Annotated in this window: 20 protein-coding genes; all 20 read left to right on the top strand. The window is 41.3% G+C overall.

The window, feature by feature from the left end:
- The first annotated feature begins 1 nt into the window (after position 1).
- The 20 genes from comGC to ulaG all read left to right on the top strand — a co-directional run bounded on the left by comGC (position 2) and on the right by ulaG (position 15432).
- Positions 2 to 325, top strand: coding sequence for a competence type IV pilus major pilin ComGC (comGC, locus tag HMPREF2853_RS02460; protein WP_000735798.1), 324 nt, complete (start codon positions 2 to 4; stop codon positions 323 to 325).
- Positions 288 to 722: a competence type IV pilus minor pilin ComGD gene (comGD, locus tag HMPREF2853_RS02455; protein WP_001180062.1), complete on the top strand. Its 435-nt coding sequence runs from the start codon at positions 288 to 290 to the stop codon at positions 720 to 722. The genes comGC and comGD overlap by 38 nt, the downstream gene beginning before the upstream one ends.
- Positions 685 to 987: a competence type IV pilus minor pilin ComGE gene (comGE, locus tag HMPREF2853_RS02450; RefSeq protein ID WP_070534713.1), complete on the top strand. Its 303-nt coding sequence runs from the start codon at positions 685 to 687 to the stop codon at positions 985 to 987. The genes comGD and comGE overlap by 38 nt, the downstream gene beginning before the upstream one ends.
- Positions 950 to 1411, top strand: a complete 462-nt coding sequence (comGF, locus tag HMPREF2853_RS02445) for a competence type IV pilus minor pilin ComGF (protein WP_070534710.1) — start codon at positions 950 to 952, stop codon at positions 1409 to 1411. The genes comGE and comGF overlap by 38 nt, the downstream gene beginning before the upstream one ends.
- On the top strand, positions 1389 to 1802 hold the full coding sequence (gene comGG, locus HMPREF2853_RS02440) for a competence type IV pilus minor pilin ComGG (protein ID WP_000265645.1): 414 nt from the start codon (positions 1389 to 1391) through the stop codon (positions 1800 to 1802). The genes comGF and comGG overlap by 23 nt, the downstream gene beginning before the upstream one ends.
- A 32-nt stretch (positions 1803 to 1834) precedes the next feature.
- The gene (locus HMPREF2853_RS02435) at positions 1835 to 2425 is read left to right on the top strand and encodes a class I SAM-dependent methyltransferase (RefSeq protein WP_049501162.1); all 591 of its coding nucleotides are present in this window, start codon (positions 1835 to 1837) and stop codon (positions 2423 to 2425) included.
- A 58-nt stretch (positions 2426 to 2483) separates the two neighbouring features.
- Positions 2484 to 3437: a class I SAM-dependent methyltransferase gene (locus HMPREF2853_RS02430; protein WP_000345140.1), complete on the top strand. Its 954-nt coding sequence runs from the start codon at positions 2484 to 2486 to the stop codon at positions 3435 to 3437.
- Positions 3438 to 3487: 50 nt separating this feature from the next.
- Positions 3488 to 4678 carry an acetate kinase gene (locus tag HMPREF2853_RS02425; RefSeq protein WP_000167800.1) on the top strand — a complete coding sequence of 397 codons (1191 nt, stop codon included), beginning with the start codon at positions 3488 to 3490 and terminating at the stop codon, positions 4676 to 4678.
- 149 nt (positions 4679 to 4827) lie between these two features.
- Positions 4828 to 5199, top strand: a complete 372-nt coding sequence (gene rnpA / locus HMPREF2853_RS02420) for a ribonuclease P protein component (protein ID WP_000748120.1) — start codon at positions 4828 to 4830, stop codon at positions 5197 to 5199.
- Positions 5174 to 6001, top strand: coding sequence for a membrane protein insertase YidC (locus HMPREF2853_RS02415; RefSeq protein WP_000728097.1), 828 nt, complete (start codon positions 5174 to 5176; stop codon positions 5999 to 6001). Before rnpA ends, HMPREF2853_RS02415 begins: the two co-directional genes overlap by 26 nt.
- A gap of 14 nt (positions 6002 to 6015) precedes the next feature.
- Positions 6016 to 7002, top strand: coding sequence for an RNA-binding cell elongation regulator Jag/EloR (gene jag, locus HMPREF2853_RS02410; RefSeq protein ID WP_000242587.1), 987 nt, complete (start codon positions 6016 to 6018; stop codon positions 7000 to 7002).
- Between the two features lie 51 nt (positions 7003 to 7053).
- Complete coding sequence (locus tag HMPREF2853_RS02405) at positions 7054 to 7677, top strand: hypothetical protein (protein WP_000970732.1); 624 nt, start codon at positions 7054 to 7056, stop codon at positions 7675 to 7677.
- 132 nt (positions 7678 to 7809) lie between these two features.
- Positions 7810 to 9267, top strand: coding sequence for a PTS ascorbate transporter subunit IIC (locus HMPREF2853_RS02400; protein ID WP_000452078.1), 1458 nt, complete (start codon positions 7810 to 7812; stop codon positions 9265 to 9267).
- Between the two features lie 22 nt (positions 9268 to 9289).
- Positions 9290 to 9568: a PTS sugar transporter subunit IIB gene (locus tag HMPREF2853_RS02395; protein ID WP_000241470.1), complete on the top strand. Its 279-nt coding sequence runs from the start codon at positions 9290 to 9292 to the stop codon at positions 9566 to 9568.
- Positions 9569 to 9644: 76 nt separating this feature from the next.
- Entirely contained in the window at positions 9645 to 10130 is a 486-nt protein-coding gene (locus HMPREF2853_RS02390; protein ID WP_001049934.1) for a PTS sugar transporter subunit IIA, read from the top strand.
- 14 nt (positions 10131 to 10144) lie between these two features.
- Positions 10145 to 10810, top strand: a complete 666-nt coding sequence (locus HMPREF2853_RS02385) for a 3-keto-L-gulonate-6-phosphate decarboxylase UlaD (protein WP_000166723.1) — start codon at positions 10145 to 10147, stop codon at positions 10808 to 10810.
- 3 nt (positions 10811 to 10813) lie between these two features.
- The gene (locus HMPREF2853_RS02380) at positions 10814 to 11677 is read left to right on the top strand and encodes an L-ribulose-5-phosphate 3-epimerase (protein ID WP_000113588.1); all 864 of its coding nucleotides are present in this window, start codon (positions 10814 to 10816) and stop codon (positions 11675 to 11677) included.
- Between the two features lies 1 nt (position 11678).
- Positions 11679 to 12383, top strand: a complete 705-nt coding sequence (locus HMPREF2853_RS02375) for an L-ribulose-5-phosphate 4-epimerase (RefSeq protein ID WP_001077565.1) — start codon at positions 11679 to 11681, stop codon at positions 12381 to 12383.
- A gap of 167 nt (positions 12384 to 12550) precedes the next feature.
- Complete coding sequence (locus HMPREF2853_RS02370) at positions 12551 to 14224, top strand: BglG family transcription antiterminator (RefSeq protein ID WP_070534708.1); 1674 nt, start codon at positions 12551 to 12553, stop codon at positions 14222 to 14224.
- A 116-nt stretch (positions 14225 to 14340) separates the two neighbouring features.
- Positions 14341 to 15432 (top strand): L-ascorbate 6-phosphate lactonase, encoded by a 1092-nt coding sequence (gene ulaG, locus HMPREF2853_RS02365; RefSeq protein WP_070534706.1) that lies wholly within the window; start codon positions 14341 to 14343, stop codon positions 15430 to 15432.
- Positions 15433 to 15525 lie beyond the last annotated feature (93 nt).

The following is a 15525-nucleotide window of genomic DNA, read 5'->3' as shown; positions in this document are numbered from 1 at the left end:
AATGAAAAAACTCATGACAAATTTAAAAAAAGCCAAGGTTAAAGCTTTCACTTTGGTAGAAATGTTAGTCGTCTTGCTTATCATCAGCGTACTCCTCTTGCTCTTTGTGCCCAATTTGACCAAGCAAAAGGATGCCGTAGATGATAAAGGAAAAGCTGCTGTTGTCAAGGTTGTGGAAAGCCAGGCAGAACTCTATCGTTTGGACAAAAATGATGACGCCAGCCTCAGCAAATTACAAGCGGACGGTCGTATCACAGCTGAGCAAGCCAAAGCTTATAAAGACTACCATGCAAAACAAAAAACAAGTCAAACTGTTGCAGATTAAGGCCTTTACTATGCTGGAAAGTCTCTTAGTTTTGGGACTTGTGAGTGTCCTTGCTTTGGGCTTGTCTGGTTCTGTTCAATCCAGTTTTGCAGCGGTAGAAGAGCAGATTTTCTTTATGGAGTTTGAAGAACTCTACCGGGAAACGCAAAAACGCAGTGTAGCCAGTCAGCAAAAGACCAGTCTGAACTTAGATGGACAGACGATCAGCAATGGCAGTCAAAACTTGACCGTTCCTAAAGGAATTCAGGCACCCTCAGGACAAAGCATTATATTTGACCGAGCTGGAGGCAATTCGTCCCTGGCTAAGGTTGAATTTCAAACCAGCAAAGGAGCGATTCGCTATCAATTATATCTAGGAAATGGAAAAATTAAACGCATTAAGGAAACAAAAAATTAGGGCAGTAATCTTACTAGAAGCAGTAGTAGCTTTGGCTGTGTTTGCCAGCATTGCGACCCTCCTCTTGAGACAAATCCAACAAAATCGACGGTTAGAGGCAGAAATCTTGCAAAAGGAAGAAGTCTTGCGTGTGGCGAAGATGGCTCTGCAGACAGGTCAAAATCAGGTAAACATAAACGGAGTGGAGGTTCAGGTGTTTGCTAGTGAAAAGGGATTGGAGGTCTACCATGGTTCAGAGAAGTTGCTCGACCTTAAAGAGCAGTAAGGTAAGAGCGTTCACTCTTTTAGAATCTCTGATTGCCCTTATCGTCATTAGCGGAGGTTTGCTACTTTTTCAAGCTATGAGTCAGCTCCTCATTTCAGAAGTTCGTTACCAGCAGCAAAGCGAGCAAAAAGAGTGGCTCTTGTTTGTGGATCAACTGGAGGCAGAGTTAGAGCGTTCGCAGTTTGAAAAGGTAGAAGGCAATCGCCTCTACATGAAACAGGATGGTAAGGATATCTCTATAGGGAAATCTAAATCGGATGATTTTCGGAAGACCGATGCCAGCGGACGGGGCTACCAACCTATGGTTTATGGACTTAAATCAGCTCAAATTACAGAGGGAAATCAACTGGTTCGCTTCCGTTTCCAGTTTCAAAAAGGCTTAGAAAGGGAGTTCATCTATCGTGTGGAAAAAGCAAAAAGTTAAGGCAGGCGTTCTCTTATATGCAGTCACCATGGCAGCCATTTTTAGCCTTTTGTTGCAGTTTTATTTGAATCGGCAAGTCGCCCATCACAAAGACTTTGCCCTAAACAAAGAAAAGTTGGCAGCTTTTGCTATGGCCAAGCGAAGTAAAGATAAGGTTGAACAAGAAAGTGGAGAACGAGTCTTTAACTTAGGAAAAGTCAGGTATCACAATACGAAAACAGGTTTTGCAACAAGTGTTCGTATGAATAAGGGCAACTATGAATTTCTCTTTCCTCAGATGAAAACCCAAGAAAAGAGAACAGCTAAAAAGGAAGAGGTAGCGACTGATTCAAGCAATCAAGCAGGGAAGAAAAAATCAGAAGAAAAGTCTGAAAAGAAAGACAAATCCTAGTCAATTCAACTTCTTTGTGCTAAACTAAAAGCATGAAACATGATTTTAATCACAAAGCAGAAACTTTTGATTCGCCCAAAAATATCTTTCTTGCAAATTTGGTTTGTCAAGCAGTTGAAAAACAGATCGCTCTTCTATCAGACAAAGAAATTCTGGATTTCGGTGGTGGGACAGGTCTATTAGCTTTGCCCCTAGCCAAGCAGGCCAAGTCGGTTACCCTTGTAGATATCTCGGAGAAAATGCTGGAGCAAGCCCGTTTGAAAGCAGAGCAACAAGACATCAAGAATATCCAGTTTTTGGAGCAGGATTTACTGGCAAATCCCTTGGAACAGCAATTTGACCTGATTGTTGTCAGTCGGGTTCTTCATCATATGCCTGATCTAGATGCGACTCTTGCCATGTTTCACTATCATCTTAGGGAGAATGGACAAGTTTTCATTGCTGATTTTGTCAAGACAGATACCAACCACCATGGTTTTGATTTAGCTGAACTGGAAACCAAGCTCGCCCAGTTTGGTTTTTCGAGCATTGGTAGTCAGATTCTCTATAGTGCTGAAGGTCTTTTCCTCGGAAATTACGCAGAGCTCTTTTTAACTATAGCCCAAAAATCACTCGCTGACTAAAGCAGTGATTTTTTCTCTTCAGATGGAAAAAATAGGGGAATTTTGATAAGATAGGAATATGGATTTTGAAAAAATTGAACAAGCTTATACGTATTTACTAGAGAATGTCCAAGTCATCCAAAGTGATTTGGCGACCAACTTTTATGATGCCTTAGTAGAGCAAAACAGCATTTATCTAGATGGCGAGACTGAGCAAAAGCAGGTCAAGGAGAACAATCAAGCCCTTAAGCGCTTAGCACTTCGCAAGGAAGAGTGGCTCAAGACCTACCAGTTTCTCTTGATGAAGGCGGGACAAACGGAGCCTTTACAGGCCAATCACCAGTTTACGCCGGATGCCATTGCCCTCCTCTTGGTACTTATTGTGGAAGAGTTGCTGGATCAAGAGGAAATTAGCATCCTCGAAATAGGTTCTGGTATGGGGATTTTGGGGGCTACTTTCTTGACTTCTCTTGCTAAAAAAGTAGATTACTTGGGAATCGAAGTGGATGACTTGCTGATTGATTTGGCAGCCAGTATGGCAGATGTGATTGGTTTGCAGGCTGGTTTTGTCCAAGGAGATGCCGTTCGTCCGCAAATGCTTAAAGAAAGCGACGTGGTCATCAGCGACTTGCCTGTAGGCTATTACCCAGACGATGCCATCGCTTCTCGCTATCAAGTGGCTTCTAGTCAAGAGCATACCTATGCCCACCATTTGCTGATGGAACAAGGCTTCAAGTACCTTAAGTCAAATGGCTATGCTATTTTTCTAGCTCCGAGTGATTTATTGACCAGCCCTCAAAGTGACTCATTAAAAGGGTGGCTCAAAGACGAAGTGAGTCTGGCTGCTATCATCGCTCTGCCAGAGGATATTTTCTCAACTGCAAGCCAAGCTAAAAGTATTTTTGTCTTACAGAAGAAAAGAGACAAGGAAATAGAACCCTTTGTCTACCCTCTTACTAGCTTGCAAGATCCGTCAGTTTTGTTGACCTTTAAAGAAAATTTTCAAAATTGGAGCAAAGGTACTGAAATATAAAAGAGATTTTGTTATAATAGATGAAAACGCTTAAAAAGAGGTATCATCTTATGACAAAAACAATTGCAATCAATGCAGGAAGCTCAAGCTTGAAATGGCAACTATACCAAATGCCAGAAGAAACTGTATTGGCGAAAGGCTTGATTGAACGTATTGGCTTGAAGGATTCGATCTCAACAGTAAAATTTGACGGTCGTTCGGAGCAACAAATTCTTGATATTGAAGACCATACACAAGCCGTTAAAATTTTATTAGATGACTTGATTCGTTTTGACATTATCAAAGGGTACGACGAAATTACAGGTGTCGGCCACCGCGTCGTTGCAGGTGGTGAATATTTCAAGGAATCAACAGTTGTTGAGGGAGATGTGTTAGAAAAAGTTGAGGAATTGGGACTGTTGGCTCCTCTTCACAATCCAGCTAACGCAGCTGGAATTCGCGCATTTAAGGAATTGCTGCCAGATATTACCAGTGTTGTCGTATTTGATACCTCATTCCACACAACCATGCCAGAGAAGGCTTATCGCTACCCTCTACCAACTAAATACTACACAGACAACAAGGTTCGTAAATATGGTGCCCACGGGACAAGCCACCAGTTTGTCGCAGAAGAAGCAGCGAAACTTTTGGGCCGTCCTCTAGAAGATTTGAAATTGATTACCTGCCATATTGGTAACGGGGCTTCTATCACAGCTGTTAAGGGTGGGAAGTCTGTGGATACTTCTATGGGATTCACACCACTTGGAGGTGTGATGATGGGAACTCGTACAGGAGATATTGACCCTGCTATCATCCCTTATCTCATGCAATATACAGAGGATTTCAATACCCCTGAAGATATTAGTCGCGTTCTCAATCGTGAATCAGGGCTCATGGGAGTTTCTGGCCAGTCAAGCGATATGCGTGATGTGATTGCTGCCATGGAAGCAGGAGACCATGATGCAACTTTGGCTTATGAAATGTATGTTGATCGTATCCAAAAACATATCGGCCAATATCTTGCAGTCCTAAATGGAGCAGATGCGATTATCTTCACAGCAGGTATCGGTGAAAATGCTGCAAACGTACGTGAAGATGTCATCTCAGGTATCTCTTGGTTTGGTTGTGATGTGGATCCAGAAAAGAACGTCTTTGGTGTAACGGGAGATATCTCAACTGATGCGGCGAAAATCCGTGTCTTGGTTATTCCAACAGATGAAGAATTGGTGATTGCACGCGATGTTGAGCGCTTGAAAAAATAAGTAAATACACGTAAAATTTGATTGTAAAAAGAAGTTGGGAAAGAGATTTTCCAGCTTTTTTTATGTAGAAAATGTCTAAAACCTTGCTGTTATTGGCTTTTTCAAAAAATATGGTATAATAGTAGTAATTTAATAGATGGAGTTGAGTTTTGAAGAAAAGCTTTCGTGTAAAAAGAGAGAAAGATTTTAAGGCGATTTTCAAGGACGGAACAAGTTTTGCCAATCGAAAATTTGTTGTCTACCAATTGGAAAACCAGCAAAACCATTTTCGAGTAGGACTGTCCGTCAGCAAAAAGCTGGGGAATGCAGTTACCAGAAATCAAATCAAGAGACGAATCCGGCACATTCTACAAAGTGTAAAAGGGAGTTTAGTAGAGCATGTTGATTTTGTCGTGATTGCCCGAAAAGGGGTGGAAACCTTGGAATATGCAGAGATGGAGAAAAACCTACTCCACGTATTAAAGTTATCAAAGATTTACCAGGAAGGAAATGGGAGTGAAAAAGAAACTACAGTTGACTAGTTTGTTGGGCCTGTCCTTGTTTATCATGACAGCCTGTGCAACAAATGGTACAGCTAGCGATATAACAGCAGATTCGACAGACTTTTGGAGCAAATTCGTCTATTTTTTTGCTGAAATTATCCGCTTTTTGTCCTTTGATATTAGTATCGGAGTGGGGATTATTCTCTTCACGATTTTGATCCGGACGATTTTATTGCCGGTCTTTCAGACACAGATGGTTGCCTCTAGAAAAATGCAAGAGGCTCAACCGCGCATCAAGGCTTTGCGAGAGCAATACCCAGGTCGTGATATGGAAAGTAGAACCAAGCTAGACCAGGAGATGCGTAAGGTTTATAAAGAGTTAGGAATCAAACATTCATCCTCTCTCTGGCCAATTTTAATACAAATGCCGGTTCTCTTGGCGCTCTTTCAAGCCTTGAGTCGAGTAGACTTTTTGAAAACAGGTCACTTTTTATGGATTAATTTGGGAGGAGTAGATACAAGTTTTGTCCTTCCGATTTTGGCGGCAGTCTTTACCTTCTTGAGTAGCTGGTTATCGAATAAAGCTTTGTCCGAAAAAAGTGGAGCTACGACAGGGATGATGTATGGTATGCCTGTATTGATCTTTGTTTTTGCCATCTCCGCCCCAAGTGGTGTAGCCTTGTACTGGGCCGTATCCAATGCTTACCAAGTTCTGCAAACCTATTTTTTGAACAATCCTTTCAAGATTATTGCTGAAAGAGAAGCAGTGGCGCAAGCAGAAAAAGATTTAGAAGGCAAGAAGAGAAGAGCTTTGAAAAAAGCACAGAAAAAGAAAAAATAAGGAGGAATCTGGTAATGGTATTATTTACAGGTTCAACGGTTGAAGAAGCAATCCAAAAAGGATTGAAAGAATTAGACATTCCAAGAATGAAGGCCCACATCAAGGTCGTTTCAAAAGAGAAAAAAGGATTCTTAGGCTTGTTTGGTAAGAAGCCGGCTCAAGTTGATATCGAAGCGATTAGTGAAACGACAGTGATCAAAGCCAATCAGCAGGCCATTAAAGGGGTTCCAAAAGAAGTCAATGAAAAAAATGAACCCGTGAAAACAGTAAGTGAAGCAACTGTTGATTTGGGGCATGTAGTTGAAGCGATTAAGAAGATTGAAGAAGAAGGTCAAGGTGTTTCTGAAGAGGTCAAGGCTGAAATCCTGAAAAATGAAAAACATGCCAGCACGATTTTGGAAGAAACAGGTCATATTTCAATTTTAAATGATTTGGAACCAGAGGATACTGCCGAGGAAGTGGAATCTGCTCCAGAAAAAGAAACTGAAACGCAGGAAGCAACAAGCCAATCTTTGGAAGATTTAGGCTTGAAAGTAGAACCAAGTTATGACATCGAACAAGTGGCAACTGAAGTAGCTAACTACGTTCAAACCATTGTAGATGATATGGATGTTGAAGGGACGATTTCAAGTGACTACAATCGCCGCACCATCAATCTTCAAATTGACACGAATGAACCAGGCCGTATTATCGGCTATCACGGAAAAGTCTTGAAAGCTCTTCAACTATTGGCGCAAAATTACCTTTATAATCGCTATTCAAGAACTTTCTACATTACGATTAACGTCAATGATTATGTTGAACACCGTGCAGAAGTCTTGCAAACCTACGCTCAAAAATTAGCGAATCGCGTTTTGGAGGAAGGTCGTAGCCAGCAAACAGATCCAATGTCGAATAGCGAACGCAAGATTATCCATCGCATTATTTCACGCATGGATGGAGTGACCAGTTATTCTGAGGGTGATGAGCCAAATCGCTATGTTGTCGTAGATACAGAATAAACAAAATCAGGCTTGACCTGATTTTTTGCTAGAAAAAAGGAGAAAAGACCGATGATGGAAACCATCAGAAACTATCTATCTTACGCGGGGATCCAGTATCGTAATCCAGATAAGTCTGGAGATGAGCGAGAGAAGATGCTGGAATTGCGCCACAAAGGCCAGGAGGCTCGTAAGGCTTTTACAAATCTGGCCAAGGACTTCCAAGCAAGTCATCCAGAATGGCAACTTCAACAGACTAGTCAGTGGATGAATCAAGCGCAGCGCTTGCGACCGCATTTCTGGGCCTATCTACAGAGAGAGGGGCAGGTAACAGAACCCATGTTGGCGCTGCGTTTGTATGGGAAACCCTCAGATTTTGGGATTTCCTTAGAAGTCAGCTTCATTGAGCGCAAGAAAGATGAACAGACTTTAGACAAGCAAGCCAAGGTTTTAGAACTTCCAGTGGTAGAAGGAATTTATTATCTAGTCTACTCAAATGGGGAAAGTCATAAGGTGGAGGCTACTGAGGAGAACCGTCGCACTTTACGCGAGAAGGTACGCAATCAGGAAATCCGTAAAGTTTTGGTAAAGTCGGATGTTTCTTTTATTGAAAATCAAACATTAGCAGAGATTTTAGAAAAATTAGAAGAAACTTATACTCGCCTACTTCCTTACTATGAGGTGACGAGGAAGTAAAATTTCTCAAAAATATCATAAATCGTTCAGTCCAAGAGTGAACAGTCCGCTGTGTAATTCTTGGTCTTTTTGTTTGTGTTTTCAAAATATATAATAAAGTTACAAAAACAATTCAAATAAAGGAGAACAGTTATGGAAGTCATTTCAAGTGTTCTAAATTGGTTTTCTAGCAATATTTTGCAGAATCCCGCATTTTTCGTGGGTCTCTTGGTACTAATTGGGTATGCGCTTTTGAAAAAGCCAGCTCATGAAGTCTTTTCAGGATTTGTAAAAGCGACAGTTGGTTATATGTTGCTGAACGTTGGTGCGGGAGGCTTGGTTACCACTTTCCGTCCGATCTTGGCAGCGCTCAACTTTAAATTTCAAATTGGTGCGGCAGTTATCGACCCTTACTTTGGACTAGCAGCCGCAAATAACAAAATTGCAGCTGAGTTTCCTGATTTTGTCGGAACTGCAACAACAGCCCTTTTGATCGGTTTCGGGGTCAATATTCTGCTAGTGGCTTTCCGTAAACTCACCAAAGTGAGAACTCTCTTTATCACAGGGCATATCATGGTGCAACAAGCAGCAACTGTTTCTCTTATGGTTCTCTTCTTGGTTCCACAATTGCGCAATGCTTACGGTACAGCGGCTATCGGAATTATCTGTGGACTTTACTGGGCAATTAGCTCAAACATGACTGTTGAAGCAACTCAACGTTTGACTGGTGGGGGTGGCTTTGCGATTGGTCACCAACAACAATTTGCTATTTGGTTTGTAGATAAAATCGCAGGACGTTTTGGTAAGAAGGAAGAAAGTCTAGACAATATTAAATTGCCTAAATTCCTCTCTATCTTTCATGATACAGTAGTTGCCTCTGCGACCTTGATGCTGGTCTTCTTTGGTGCTATTCTCTTGATCTTGGGACCAGAAATCATGTCAAATAAAGAAGTAATCACTTCAGGAACCTTGTTCAATCCTGCTAAGCAAGACTTCTTCATGTATATTATCCAAACAGCCTTCACCTTCTCAGTTTACTTGTTTATCTTGATGCAAGGTGTCCGCATGTTCGTATCTGAGTTGACAAATGCCTTCCAAGGTATCTCAAGTAAGCTTTTGCCAGGTTCATTCCCAGCGGTGGACGTTGCAGCTTCTTATGGATTTGGCTCTCCAAACGCTGTTTTGTCAGGTTTTGCCTTTGGTTTGATTGGTCAATTGATTACAATCGTTCTACTCATCGTCTTCAAAAATCCTATCCTTATCATCACAGGATTTGTACCGGTATTCTTTGATAATGCAGCTATCGCCGTTTACGCTGATAAACGTGGTGGTTGGAAAGCGGCAGTTATCTTGTCCTTTATCTCAGGTGTACTTCAAGTTGCCCTTGGTGCTCTTTGCGTAGCCCTTCTCGACTTGGCGGCTTATGGTGGTTACCATGGAAATATCGACTTTGAATTCCCATGGCTTGGATTTGGCTACATCTTCAAATACCTTGGTATTATTGGTTATGTGCTTGTTTGCCTCTTCTTGCTTGTCATTCCTCAAATTCAATTTGCCAAAGCTAAAGATAAAGAAAAATACTATAACGGCGAAGTACAAGAAGAAGCTTAGAATTTAGAAAAGGAGAAATAAAATGGTTAAAGTATTAGCAGCATGTGGAAATGGTATGGGTTCATCAATGGTTATCAAGATGAAGGTGGAAAATGCGCTCCGCAAGCTAAACCAAACAGACTTTACAGTAAACTCATGCAGTGTCGGCGAAGCTAAAAGTTTGGCAGCTGGCTATGATATCGTTATCGCCTCTCTTCACCTGATCCAAGAATTGGAAGGGAGAACAAATGGGAAGTTAATTGGGCTTGACAACTTGATGGATGATAAAGAAATCACTGAAAAACTCAGTCAGGCACTATAGAAGGTTGGAGGGGGCTGGACAGAAACTGTGAAGACTGGGTTCTGTCCTAGTCCCTCTTTACATAAAGGAGGCAACTATGAATTTAAAACAGGCTTTGATTGAAAATAATTCAATTCGATTGGGACTTGAGGCGGCTGATTGGAAAGAAGCAGTTAAGTTAGCGGTGGAACCCTTGATTGAAAGTGGCGCAATTTTACCAGAGTACTATGATGCGATTATTGAGTCAACAGAAGAATATGGTCCCTACTATATTTTAATGCCAGGGATGGCTATGCCCCATGCTAGGCCAGAGGCAGGTGTTCAGCGGGATGCTTTTTCACTGATTACCTTGCAAAAATCAGTTGTTTTTTCAGATGGAAAAGAAGTATCCGTCTTACTAGCTTTGGCTGCGACAAGCTCAAAGATTCATACAAGTGTAGCGATTCCACAAATTATTGCCTTGTTTGAGTTGGAAGATTCCATTGCCCGCTTACAAGGATGCCAGAGCAAAGAAGAAGTTTTGGATATGATTGAAGAATCAAAAAATAGTCCATACCTCGAAGGCTTGGACTTGGAAAGCTAAAAAGGAGTAGGAAGATGACAAAAAGAATACCAAATTTACAAGTTGCACTAGACCATTCAGATTTGCAAGGCGCCATTAAGGCTGCTGTAGCTGTTGGTCATGAAGTGGATATCATCGAAGCTGGTACTGTTTGCCTACTTCAAGTAGGGAGCGAATTAGTAGAAGTCTTGCGTAGCCTTTTCCCAGATAAGATCATCGTTGCAGACACCAAGTGTGCGGATGCTGGTGGAACGGTTGCCAAGAATAATGCTGTACGTGGAGCGGACTGGATGACTTGTATCTGCTGTGCAACCATTCCGACTATGGAAGCTGCTCTTAAAGCCATCACAGCTGAACGTGGAGATAGAGGTGAAATCCAAATCGAACTTTATGGAGACTGGACTTTTGAACAGGCTCAACTCTGGCTTGATGCGGGAATTTCCCAAGCAATCTATCACCAATCTCGTGATGCCCTGCTTGCTGGGGAAACTTGGGGCGAAAAAGATCTAAACAAGGTCAAAAAATTGATTGATATGGGCTTCCGTGTGTCTGTTACGGGAGGACTGGATGTGGACACACTCAAACTCTTTGAAGGAGTGGATGTCTTTACCTTTATCGCAGGTCGCGGAATTACCGAGGCAGCAGATCCAGCAGGCGCAGCACGTGCCTTTAAGGACGAAATCAAACGAATTTGGGGGTAATCTATGGCACGTCCAATTGGAATCTATGAAAAAGCTACACCCAAGCATTTTACTTGGTTGGAACGCTTGAATTTTGCAAAAGAATTGAGCTTCGACTTTGTTGAAATGTCGATTGACGAGCGTGATGAACGTTTGGCTCGTCTTGATTGGAGCAAGGAAGAACGATTGGAAATCGTGAAAGCCATCTATGAAACAGGAATCCGAATTCCGTCCATCTGTTTTTCAGGTCATCGTCGCTATCCAATGGGTTCAAACGATCCAGTTCTAGAAGAAAAATCGCTGGAACTGATGAAAAAATGTATCGAACTAGCTCAGGATTTGGGAGTTCGTACGATTCAGTTAGCTGGTTATGACGTTTATTATGAGGAAAAGTCCCCTCAAACACGTGAACGTTTCATCAAAAACCTCAGACAAGCTTGTGTCTGGGCGGAGGAAGCTCAGGTCATCTTAGCTATTGAAATTATGGATGATCCTTTTATTAATAGCATTGAAAAGTACTTGGCTGTTGAAAAAGAGATTGATTCACCTTATCTTTTTGTTTATCCAGATATTGGTAATGTCTCAGCTTGGCATAATGACGTTTACAGTGAATTTTATATCGGGCACCATGCCCTTGCAGCCCTCCACCTCAAGGATACCTATCCCGTGACCGAAACTTCAAAAGGACAATTCCGAGATGTTCCTTTTGGAACTGGCTGCGTCAACTGGGAAGCAGCTTTTGATATTTTGAAAAAGACCAACTATAATGGTCCTTTCCTAATCGAGATGTGGTCCGAAAACTGTGAAACAGTAGAAGAAACCAAAGTGGCTATCAAAGAAGCACAAGATTTCCTCTACCCATTAATAAAGAAAGCGGGTTTGATGTAAGATGAATCAAGTAATCAATGATATGAGAAAGCGTGTCTGCGAAGCTAATCAATCTCTTCCTAAACACGGCTTGGTTAAATTCACATGGGGCAATGTCTCAGAAGTGAATCGTGAGCTAGGCGTGATTGTTATCAAGCCATCGGGAGTAGATTATGATAAATTGACTCCTGAAAACATGGTGGTGACAGATTTGGATGGGAAGGTACTTGAAGGTGATTTGAGACCATCTTCCGACCTACCAACTCACGTGGAATTATATAAAGCTTGGCCTACCATTGGTAGTGTGGTTCATACTCACTCGACAGAAGCAGTGGGTTGGGCACAGGCGGGACGTGATATTCCATTTTATGGGACCACACATGCCGACTATTTTTATGGACCAATTCCTTGTGCTCGTAGCTTGACTCAGGATGAAGTTGAAGTAGCGTATGAAAAGGATACAGGTTTGGTCATTCTGGAAGAATTTGAACGTCGCGGTCTCAATCCGGTTGAAGTACCAGGGATTGTCGTTCGCAACCACGGTCCATTCACATGGGGCAAGAACCCTGAAAATGCAGTTTACCATTCAGTGGTTCTCGAAGAAGTTTCCAAGATGAACCGTTTCACAGAGCAAATCAATCCAAGAGTTGAACCTGCACCACAGCACATATTGGAAAAACATTACCAAAGAAAGCATGGACCAAATGCCTACTATGGTCAAAAATAAAAAACGGGCAATTGAAAAGAGGCTTGGAGGTATCTAGGCCTCGCTTTTGCAATAAACCTGAAAAGCAAACGAGCCCAATGATAAATATTATCATTGAAATATTTTTATTAAAGTGCTATGATAGGGAGACTGTTTGATTGATTGGTCCCGAATAATAGGAGGATAAGATGGTATTAGATAAAACGAGTTGTGAGCTATTGATGTACCTCCTGGATCAAGAATCTCCCAAAACGATTATGACCATTTCCAAAGATTTGGGTCAATCAAGGAGAAAGGTCTATTATCACGTTGATAAAATTAATGATGCATTGGGCAATCCTGAACACCACCTTGTTAGCCTTCCTCGTATTGGTATCTACTTAACGGAGGAGCAGAGACTTGCTTGTCAGCAACTTTTATCCGAAGTTGACTCCTACGATTATGTGATGAGCGGGGAAGAACGCATGCAGATGATGTTATTTTGGATTGGAATTTCCAAAGAACGCATCACTGTCGAAAAACTGATGGAATTAACAGAAGTTTCGCGGAACACCGTTTTGAATGATCTCAATACCATCCGTTACCAGTTAAGCCTAGAACAGTATCAGGTAACCCTGCAAGTAAGTAAATCACAAGGTTATTATCTTAGCGCCCACCCCTTAAATAAAATTCAGCATCTTCAATCGCTCTTATACCATATCTTTATGGAAGGAAATAGAGCTTTTGTTACCATTCTTGAAGATAAGATAAAGGATAGATTCCAAGGAGAGTTGCTTTTGTCTAGACAAATGCATCAATTTCTCAAGGAGCAAGTCCCTCTGGTTGAACAGGATTTAGGGAAAAAAATAAATCATCATGAAGTGACCTTTATGTTGCGAGTGCTTCCTTATCTGCTTTTAAGTTGTGATAATATCACGCGTCATCAAGAAAAGCATCAGGATATTGATCAAGATTTTTCCTTGATTCGTAAGAGAATAGAGTACAGAGTATCTGAAAGGCTGAGTGAGCGCCTTTTTGAGACATTTGAAATTTCTTTATCGGAACTCGAAATTTCTCTGTTGGCCATTCTCCTTTTATCCTATAGAAAGGATAGAGACGTCCATGCGGAAAGCGAAGACTTTCACCAGCTGAAAGTCACTTTAGAGGAATTTATTTGGCATTTTGAATCACAAACCAAGATGGAAATCGAAAACAAGGAAGACTTGTTACGTAACCTGCTGATTCACTGTAAGGCTTTGTTGTTTAGAAAGACCTATGGCATCTTTTCTAAAAATCCTCTTACTAAGCAAATCCGTTCCAAGTACAGCGAGCTCTTTATCATCACCAAAAAATGTGCCGAGATTTTGGAGGAAGCCTGGCTTGTACGCTTGACGGACGATGAGATTGCTTATCTGACGATTCACGTTGGTGGATTTTTGAAATACACTCCATCCTCGCAGAATGCCACCAAAAAAATTTATCTGGTTTGTGACGAAGGAGTAGGGGTTTCTAAACTGTTGCTCAAACAATGTCGTTTCTATCTTCCCAACGAACAAATCGGGGCAGTTTTCACAACAGAACAGTTTAAAAGTGTTGAGGATATTGCCTTGGTGGATTTGGTGATTACAACAAATGATGAACTAGAGAGTCGCTTCCCTGTCTTAAAGGTCAATCCTATCTTGGAGGCAGAGGATATCTTGCGTATAGTTGATTATCTGAAAAACAAGGTTTTTCGAAAAGACGGCAGAAGTTTCAGCGAAAATTTATCAACCATTATTTCAACTTATATACCGGATAAGCGTGCCGCAACGAAACTGCAGCAGGAGATTCAAAGTCTGATAAATCAAGAATTACTTATCCAGTCCTTTTTTGAAGAGTTATAACATGACAGTCCAATGATGAACACAAACCTGTGTTTTTCTTGGTCTTTTTTAATTTTCGGGCGGGTGTTATACTAAGTATGAAATGAAAACTTGAACAAAAAATGGAGGATGTCATAATGCCAAACGTAAAAGAAATTACAAGAGAATCATGGATTCTAGCGACTTTCCCAGAATGGGGAACATGGCTCAACGAAGAAATTGAAGAAGAAGTCGTTCCTGAAGGCAATTTTGCTATGTGGTGGCTAGGCAACTGTGGAACTTGGATTAAGACACCTGGTGGTGCTAACGTTGTGATGGACCTTTGGTCAAATCGCGGAAAATCTACTAAAAAAGTTAAAGATATGGTCCGTGGGCACCAAATGGCTAACATGGCAGGTGTACGTAAATTGCAACCAAACTTGCGTGTTCAACCGATGGTCATTGACCCATTTGCAATCAATGAGTTAGACTACTACTTGGTTTCCCACTTCCATAGCGATCATATTGATCCTTATACAGCCGCAGCTATTTTGAATAATCCAAAATTGGAACATGTTAAATTCATCGGACCTTACCATTGCGGACTTATCTGGGAAGGCTGGGGAGTGCCAAAAGAACGCATTATTGTAGTTAAACCAGGTGACACCATTGAACTCAAAGACATGAAGATTCATGCTGTGGAATCTTTTGACCGTACTTGCTTGGTAACTTTGCCAGTCAACGGTGCTGATGAAACAGGTGGAGAATTGGCAGGTTTGACTGTTACTGATGAAGAGATGGCTCAAAAAGCTGTTAACTATATTTTTGAAACACCAGGTGGTACTATTTATCACGGTGCAGACTCTCACTTCTCAAACTACTTTGCGAAACACGGAAAAGACTTTAAGATTGATGTTGCTTTGAACAACTATGGTGAAAACCCAGTTGGTATCCAAGACAAGATGACTTCAATTGATCTTCTTCGTATGGCAGAAAATCTGCGTGCTAAAGTCATTATCCCAGTTCACTATGACATCTGGTCAAACTTTATGGCTTCAACCAATGAAATTTTAGAACTATGGAAGATGAGAAAAGACCGTTTGCAGTACAACTTCCATCCATTTATCTGTGAAGTAGGAGGTAAGTACACTTATCCTCAAGATCAGCACCTAGTAGAATACCATCACCCACGTGGATTTGATGATTGCTTCGAGCAAGATTCGAATATCCAATTCAAAGCTTTGCTATAAAAACTGTTCAAATGATGTAAATTATTATCTGGAGGTTATCCGTATGTTGCACTATACGGATAATTTTCATATAATAGTAAAATAGGATGTGTG

It is taken from the genome of Streptococcus sp. HMSC077F03 (genome assembly GCF_001812375.1).
Classification (GTDB): domain Bacteria; phylum Bacillota; class Bacilli; order Lactobacillales; family Streptococcaceae; genus Streptococcus; species Streptococcus oralis_S.
Note: the sequence above shows the minus strand (reverse complement) of the source record. Positions and strands in the feature narration are given on the sequence as shown.

Bases quoted from the DNA above. Each gene is read 5' to 3' on its own strand.
- HMPREF2853_RS02435 (WP_049501162.1), top strand. From the start codon at position 1,835: ATGAAACATGATTTTAATCACAAAGCAGAAACTTTTGATTCGCCCAAA.
- HMPREF2853_RS02430 (WP_000345140.1), top strand. From the start codon at position 2,484: ATGGATTTTGAAAAAATTGAACAAGCTTATACGTATTTACTAGAGAAT.
- HMPREF2853_RS02395 (WP_000241470.1), top strand. From the start codon at position 9,290: ATGGTTAAAGTATTAGCAGCATGTGGAAATGGTATGGGTTCATCAATG.
- comGC (WP_000735798.1), top strand. From the start codon at position 2: ATGAAAAAACTCATGACAAATTTAAAAAAAGCCAAGGTTAAAGCTTTC.
- HMPREF2853_RS02425 (WP_000167800.1), top strand. From the start codon at position 3,488: ATGACAAAAACAATTGCAATCAATGCAGGAAGCTCAAGCTTGAAATGG.
- HMPREF2853_RS02380 (WP_000113588.1), top strand. From the start codon at position 10,814: ATGGCACGTCCAATTGGAATCTATGAAAAAGCTACACCCAAGCATTTT.
- comGE (WP_070534713.1), top strand. From the start codon at position 685: ATGGAAAAATTAAACGCATTAAGGAAACAAAAAATTAGGGCAGTAATC.
- HMPREF2853_RS02390 (WP_001049934.1), top strand. From the start codon at position 9,645: ATGAATTTAAAACAGGCTTTGATTGAAAATAATTCAATTCGATTGGGA.
- HMPREF2853_RS02405 (WP_000970732.1), top strand. From the start codon at position 7,054: ATGATGGAAACCATCAGAAACTATCTATCTTACGCGGGGATCCAGTAT.
- HMPREF2853_RS02400 (WP_000452078.1), top strand. From the start codon at position 7,810: ATGGAAGTCATTTCAAGTGTTCTAAATTGGTTTTCTAGCAATATTTTG.
- ulaG (WP_070534706.1), top strand. From the start codon at position 14,341: ATGCCAAACGTAAAAGAAATTACAAGAGAATCATGGATTCTAGCGACT.
- HMPREF2853_RS02370 (WP_070534708.1), top strand. From the start codon at position 12,551: ATGGTATTAGATAAAACGAGTTGTGAGCTATTGATGTACCTCCTGGAT.
- HMPREF2853_RS02375 (WP_001077565.1), top strand. From the start codon at position 11,679: ATGAATCAAGTAATCAATGATATGAGAAAGCGTGTCTGCGAAGCTAAT.
- comGF (WP_070534710.1), top strand. From the start codon at position 950: ATGGTTCAGAGAAGTTGCTCGACCTTAAAGAGCAGTAAGGTAAGAGCG.
- comGD (WP_001180062.1), top strand. From the start codon at position 288: ATGCAAAACAAAAAACAAGTCAAACTGTTGCAGATTAAGGCCTTTACT.
- HMPREF2853_RS02385 (WP_000166723.1), top strand. From the start codon at position 10,145: ATGACAAAAAGAATACCAAATTTACAAGTTGCACTAGACCATTCAGAT.
- jag (WP_000242587.1), top strand. From the start codon at position 6,016: ATGGTATTATTTACAGGTTCAACGGTTGAAGAAGCAATCCAAAAAGGA.